Source organism: Gemmatimonadales bacterium (genome assembly GCA_036265815.1).
In the GTDB taxonomy this organism is placed as follows: Bacteria; Gemmatimonadota; Gemmatimonadetes; order Gemmatimonadales; family GWC2-71-9; genus CAVVWJ01.
This window is the reverse complement of record DATAOI010000057.1, coordinates 1-6,128: the sequence shown is the minus strand read 5'-3', so window position 1 is coordinate 6,128 and position 6,128 is coordinate 1. Positions and strand designations below refer to the sequence as shown.

At 68.4% G+C, this 6,128-nt stretch carries 6 protein-coding genes; 3 read left to right on the top strand and 3 right to left on the bottom strand.

The genetic code is table 11. The features are described from left to right. On the top strand, positions 1–665 hold a 665-nt coding region (locus VHR41_12785), incomplete at its 5' end, for a C-terminal helicase domain-containing protein (GenBank protein HEX3235069.1). Between the two features lie 12 nt (positions 666–677). Here the strand turns inward: VHR41_12785 and VHR41_12780 are convergent. Together VHR41_12780 and VHR41_12775 are read right to left on the bottom strand one after the other, a co-directional pair. After that, positions 678–848 carry a hypothetical protein gene (locus tag VHR41_12780; protein HEX3235068.1) on the bottom strand — a complete coding sequence of 57 codons (171 nt, stop codon included), beginning with the start codon at positions 846–848 and terminating at the stop codon, positions 678–680. Continuing rightward, on the bottom strand, positions 845–3,169 hold the full coding sequence (locus VHR41_12775) for a protein kinase (protein ID HEX3235067.1): 2,325 nt from the start codon (positions 3,167–3,169) through the stop codon (positions 845–847). Before VHR41_12775 ends, VHR41_12780 begins: the two co-directional genes overlap by 4 nt. 521 nt (positions 3,170–3,690) lie before the next feature. Between VHR41_12775 and VHR41_12770 the strand changes: the two genes are divergently transcribed. Together VHR41_12770 and VHR41_12765 are read left to right on the top strand one after the other, a co-directional pair. Beyond that, complete coding sequence (locus VHR41_12770; protein HEX3235066.1) at positions 3,691–4,284, top strand: hypothetical protein; 594 nt, start codon at positions 3,691–3,693, stop codon at positions 4,282–4,284. Further along, complete coding sequence (locus VHR41_12765; GenBank protein ID HEX3235065.1) at positions 4,281–5,639, top strand: alkaline phosphatase family protein; 1,359 nt, start codon at positions 4,281–4,283, stop codon at positions 5,637–5,639. Before VHR41_12770 ends, VHR41_12765 begins: the two co-directional genes overlap by 4 nt. 9 nt (positions 5,640–5,648) lie before the next feature. Here VHR41_12765 and VHR41_12760 read toward each other — a convergent pair. After that, positions 5,649–6,128 (bottom strand): GH36 C-terminal domain-containing protein (locus tag VHR41_12760; GenBank protein HEX3235064.1); only part of this gene is annotated, 480 nt, incomplete at its 5' end.

The following is a 6,128-nucleotide window of genomic DNA, read 5'->3' as shown; positions in this document are numbered from 1 at the left end:
TGCACGGCCACGCCACCGTCCCGGCCGAGCTAGGGGTCTTCCTCGGTCTCTCCTACCGGATGCACGGGGACGTGTGCCGGTTCATCTCCGAGGCGATCTACGACGGCCGGCTCGCCAGCGGCCCCGGAACCGAGCGGCATCGGGTGATCGCGAATCACGGCGCCGAGCTGGTGCCCGCGGAGACTGGTATCGTCTGGGTGTCCGTTTCCCACGACGGCTGTAGCCAGTCGAGCGATGAGGAGTGCGACCGCATCGTGGCCATCGTCCAGGAGCTGCTCGGCCGCGACGTGGTGGGCAAGGACGGCCGGACGCGGCGCATGACCCTGGACGACATCCTCATCGTGGCGCCGTTCAACATGCAGGTGCGCTGCCTCAGGGAGCGGATCGGCGCCGGCGCCCGCATCGGATCGGTGGACAAGTTCCAGGGGCAGGAGGCGGCGGTCGTGATCGTGTCGCTCTGCTCATCTACCCTGGACGAGTCTCCGCGGGGTGCCGCGTTCCTGCTCAGTCCCAACCGACTCAACGTCGCGGTGTCACGGGCGCAGGCGCTGGCGATCGTGGTGGGGTGCCCGGAGTTGCTGGAGACGCGGTGCCGGTCGGTGGAGGAGATGAAGCTGGTCAACCTGCTGTGTCACCTGGTGCAGTACGCGGAGGGGGACCTTTAGCAACGGAATCGCCTAAATGTCCAGCATCTCAGAAAAGAACGTAGGGAGACTGATCTTCACCGGTTTACTCGACCCAGGCGGCTGCCATGTGAGCGTCTCCCTGAGAATTTCCGGTCGCTCCTCGCCTTGTTGCCAGCGCTCGACCAGTCGCGCATCCAGGTCGACGATCCAGTAGCCGGTCAAGGTCGCGTTCCAGCCGTGAACTCGGTGAGCTGCCGCGTAAGCGCGCCCTCGTTCGTGAACCGGGTATACCGCTCCTGCGCCGAAGCCATCAGCTCCTGGAAGCGCCGGTTCGGCCGCAGGCTCCTCAGAAATCGGTCATGTTGGGTGAAATAGACATAGTCGATCCACCCCCGCACCCCCACCGCATGCTCCAGCCACCGCATCGCTTCGTCCTCGGCGCCGACCAGCGCGTACGACGAGGCCATCAGATACGACCAGTACTCATCCGACTCCGCCACCGCCCGCTCCGCGCCGCCGAGCGGCGCCAGCACCGCCGCCCGATCGCCCCGGAGCCCGCCCCGGAACCGCACCGCCACCCGGGCCAGGTGATCCTCCTCCGGCTGCCGCTCCAGCCAGTCGAACTGCTCCGCCGCCTCCTCCGGCTGCCCCGCGAGCGTCAGCGCGACGCCGGCGCAGAACCGGCAGATGGTGCTCCGCGGATCCAGCTCCACCGCTCGCCGATGTGCGAACAACGCGCCCGGCGCATCGCCCCCCAGCGACCAGCTCAGCCCCAGCAGACAGTGGTTGCTCGGCGTCAGCGGATCCAGCTCGACCAGCCGGGTCACGGTCTCCCGCATCGGTCCGATTCGCCCGCCCAGCAGGTACGCCCCGCCCAACTGGTGCATCGCGTCGGGATTGTTGGGGTCGGCCGCGCAGGCCTGGGTCAGCAGCCGCACCGCCTCGCCCGGCCGCCCGCGGCGGTACGCGACCTGCCCCATGATCGACAGCCCCTGCGCCGAGCGCGGGCTCAGCTCGAACGCACGACGGGCACAGTCCTCGGCTTCCCGGAGGTTGGCCTCCTCGGTCCCGCCCAGCATTGCCGCCGACCAGGCGTGCACCGTGCCCAGCATCCCGTACAGCGCCTCGTTCGGTCCCGCCACCGCGAGCCCGTGCTCCGCCAGCGCCCGCGCCGCCGCCATCCCCTCGGGGGTATAGCGGTAGTACTCCTGCCGGGCGCGCTGGTAGTACTCGTACGCGCGGATGTCCGCGATCGGCCGCTTCGCGATCTCCTGGTCTTCCGGCGGCGTCAACGTGATCCGGAGCGCTTCCACGATCTGGCGCGACAGCCGCTCCTGGAGATCGAACACATCGTCCACCGTGCCCGAGTACTTCTCCGCCCAGAGGTGCTCGTCGCTCTCGATGTCGATCAGCTGCGCCGTGATCCGGAGCGCGGACCCCGCCCGGCGCACACTGCCCTCCAGCGCGTAGCGGACGTTGAGCTCGCGCCCGATGCGCCGAAGCTCCCAGCCGGTCTCCTTGAGCTTGATCGACGAGGTCCGGGAGATCACGGTCAGCGCCCGCACACGCGAGAGGTCGGCGATCACCTCCTCCATCAGGCCGTCCGCGAAGTACGCGTTGTCGGGATCGGGACTCAGGTTCGCGAACGGCAGCACCACGATGGCTTGCTTGACTTCCTGGGTGACTCCCGGCTCCGTCGCCTCCACCGCCGCCAGGAAATCCATCACCGTCGCGAACCGGTCCGCCGGCACCTTGGAGAGCGCCCGCTCGATGGCCCCTCGGACCGGCGCCGGCACGCCGGGACGGAACGCGGTGATCGGCGGGACCGGCGCGAGCAGTTGCTGCGACAACACGGCCGCCAGAGTGGGACCGGTGAAGGGCGGCTGACCTGCCAACAGCTCGTAGAGGACGCATGCCAGGCTGTACTGGTCGGCCCGGGCATCGACCCCGCGATCGCCTTCGGTCTGCTCGGGGCTCATGTAGGCGGGGGTCCCCAACCCCAGCCCGGGCTGGGTCAGCTGCTGGCCGCCCGCGACCCCTGCGGCGCGGGCGATGCCGAAGTCGGCCACCAGCGCATGGCCCTGCGAGAGCAGCACGTTCTCGGGCTTTACGTCGCGGTGGATCAGCCCCTGCCCGTGGGCGTAATGGAGCGCCTCGCCGATCTCCCGCACCAGCCGCAGCGCCTCGGCCACGGGGAGCGGACCCTCGCGGGTGAGCCGCTGCCGCAGGGACTCGCCCTCCACGAAGGGCATGACGTAGAACGGCCTGGGGGAGGCTTCGCCGGTGGTGCCCGAGTCGAGCAGGGCGAGGATATTGGGGTGCTGGAGCCGGGCCAGAATCTGGATCTCGAGCAGAAACCGCTGGCCGCCCAGGTCGGCCGCGACTTCCGGGCGCATGACCTTGATCGCGACCGGGCGGTCGTGCTTGCGGTCGCCGGCCAGGTAGACCGTCGCCATGCCGCCCCGGCCCAGCTCCCGCTCCACTGTGTAACGATCGCCCACGGAGAGGGGCTCGGGGCCGGCGCGCTTCCATCGGAGGAGCATGCCGAAAGCTAAGGCCTCATACTACCTCGCCGCACCCGCCGGGGAAGGCGGTCCAGCTCCCGGGCGAGGTTCGGCCGCGTACGTCATGGGCATCATCCGCTGAAGCCGGAGGCAGCGGAGGCCGGCGCCCAGGGAGGCGATCGACTCACGGATGGGCGGTGGCAGCGGGGCGGGAGTGGTTCGCAGCGGTGTCTCCGTTCGCACACCCTATCGCACATAAGGTGCGTAGTAATAGGCAGTGGCTTCGGCTGCCCTGGTGGCACGCGCGTCCGACTGCCAGGCCGCCAAACTTGCTCCTCACTGTCACACACCGACCTCCGAAGGTCCGACCGCGGCTGCTCTGCCCGGTGCCGGAATCCGCAGCAGGGCCGTCGCGCTATAGGCGGCTGTCGCAAATCAGGCCCCCGCTGTCGCATTTGAGCCCTAGCCAGCCCCTCCCGCTGGGCCAACCTTGGCTCTAAAGTACGAAACCCGAGTGGCCGGCGGCCGAGTGGGTCACCCGCAGGCCGGGAGAATGTCCAATGGGCAAGTTGCGCTACTGTCTTCCTGGTGTCGCCCTCGTCTGGCTCATAGGGCTCGAAGGCTGCGGGCCCAAAGTCAGCAGTTTCGACGTGTCTCCGCTTCGCGCCTGTCCGGGCGATACGATCGCGATTGGATTCAAGGTGAGCGGGACGCCCAGTCTGACGGTGACCCGGCGAGGAGATTCCCTCCCCGATACCACGACCTACACGATCCACGCCCGCCGCGGCAGCAAAGAGAAGTACGCCCGGAAGGAGGTCATCACCCTCCCGCCGGGCGCGGAGAAGACCCTCAGTTTCGACGTGGACAGCGTCACCCCTGACAGTCTCATCGCCGTCGATACCCTGTCGTCCGACGTTTGGAAGCCCTCGGTGACGATCGGAAGTCTTGCTTCCAAATCGGATCCACCCATCAGCGTCAAGCACGGCGGCCGCACGGCCGCAGTGAACGCCGGCGACGCGCCCTCCACGGCCTTCACGGGCTTGACCGTCGACGGCCCCTGGAGGCTCGCCGCACCGATTCCGAGTGGCACGCCGCCCACCCGGCTCCGCATCCTGCTCCAGCTCCGCTGCCAAGGTCAGGGTACCCCATCATGACCGACCTGTCCGCCATCAAGACCATCGTCCTGGTCATGCTCGAGAACCGGTCCTTCGACCACATCCTCGGCCACTTGAGCCTGCCAGATCTCGGGAACGGTACCGCGGTCGATGGACTCAAGCTGCCGCTCCAGCAGGACGCCTACGAGAATCTGTTCGAGGGAGAGTCGTACTACCCCTTCCATCTCCAGGACCATCCGCTCTCCAGCGACCTGCCGCACGAGCGCCGGCAGGTGCTGGCCCAGCTCGCGCTGAGCCCTGTGACCCAGGCGTATACCATGGGCGGCTTTGCCGCGGCGTACTTCGAGGCCACTCCCACCAATCGCGTGAGCAACCCCGACCCGATGGGGTTCTTCGGCCCAGAGGATGTGCCTATCACGCGGTTCTTCGCCGACAACTACGCCGTGTGCGACCGCTGGTTCGCCCCGCTTCCCACCAGTACCCAGCCGAACCGCATCATGACGTTGTGTGGCTCGACCCGAACCGACCAGACCAAGGGCCTCTTTCCTCCGACCGATACCATCCTGCTCGAGTGGCTGAGTGCACGGAACGTACGCTGGCGGGTCTACCACTCCGGGATCTCGTTCTTTGCCCTGTTGGGCCGCCTGGAGATCTTCGGACCAAGCTTCAGGACCATCGACCGGCTGGCGCCGGATGTGGCTCACGAGGGGGCCGACGATTTCCCTCAGGTGATCATCGTCGAACCCTCCTACGCCGATGCGCCCCATCTCGCCGGGGACGTCCCCAACGACAACCATCCCCCGCTGCCGGTGCATCCGGGCGAAGCCTTGCTGCTCAACGTCTATGACGCGCTGACCTGCAATCCCGACCGATGGGCCAGCACCCTGCTGATCGTGACCTATGACGAGCACGGCGGCTTTTTCGATCACGTGCCGCCCGCGCCAGTGCCCTATCGGCCGGCGAGCAATGCCATCTTCACCGACCCGTTCACCACCACCGGGGTCCGGGTGCCCAGCCTGATCGTCTCTCCGTTCGTCGATCCCAAGACAGTCCATTCGGGCGTGTTGGACCACACGTCCATTCTGCAGCTCCTGGCGGAGCGGTTCACCCCCGGCACCCCGCACTCGGCCTCGGTGGATCAGCGGAAAGGCTTCGGCATCGGGAGCGTGAGCGAGGCGTTGCAACGCGATTCGCCCCGCACCGACATCCCCAGGCCGTCCAGCATACGGGTCCAGGTGACCATGGACTTGGGCCGGCCGCATCCTCCCGAGACGCCGATGCAGGAGGCCTTCGCCAATGCGGCGCGGCGGATGGTGCAGGACTACCCCCGCGAGACCGCCCAGAAGTATCCGGCGGTGTCGCACTGGGTCCTGGCGCAGCAGTTCCCTGGCTGAGGCGGCGCCTCAGGGCTTAGCCGTGACCTCGATGACCGCCGCTCGCCAGACGGCGGGAAGCCGGATCCGCAGCCCACGGGTCGCAAGGTCGGCCCCGGTGGCGGGTGCCCGCCGCTGCCCATCCACCTCGACATCGTACGTCGCCCGCGGGAGGAGCCCGCGGAGCCGCAGTACCTCCGCAGCGGAACTCCGCGCCAGCCGATAGCCCAGGACCACTCCGCGGCGTCCGCCCGGCTGGACGTACTCCAGCGCCGTCCATCCGGTGGGATCGGTTCGCCGGGGCGCGGGCGTCAGATGGTAGACATCGGCACCCACGATGGTCCCGCGAATCCGCCGGTACAGCGCCACGTTGTCCCTGACGCGCTCCCGCACCGCGGCGCTCCACTCCGGGATCCGTCCCGAGATGCCGAACTGCCCGTTCATCGGGACCCGCAGCATGAAGTCCACCCAGCCGGGCGGCCTGGTCGAGTCGACCACGCCGCTCTCCGC

What these genes read in the sequence shown, in the direction of transcription:
- VHR41_12765 (HEX3235065.1), top strand. Translation starts at nt 4,281, where the DNA reads ATGACCGACCTGTCCGCCATCAAGACCATCGTCCTGGTCATGCTCGAG.
- VHR41_12770 (HEX3235066.1), top strand. Translation starts at nt 3,691, where the DNA reads ATGGGCAAGTTGCGCTACTGTCTTCCTGGTGTCGCCCTCGTCTGGCTC.
- VHR41_12775 (HEX3235067.1), bottom strand. Translation starts at nt 3,169, where the DNA reads ATGCTCCTCCGATGGAAGCGCGCCGGCCCCGAGCCCCTCTCCGTGGGC.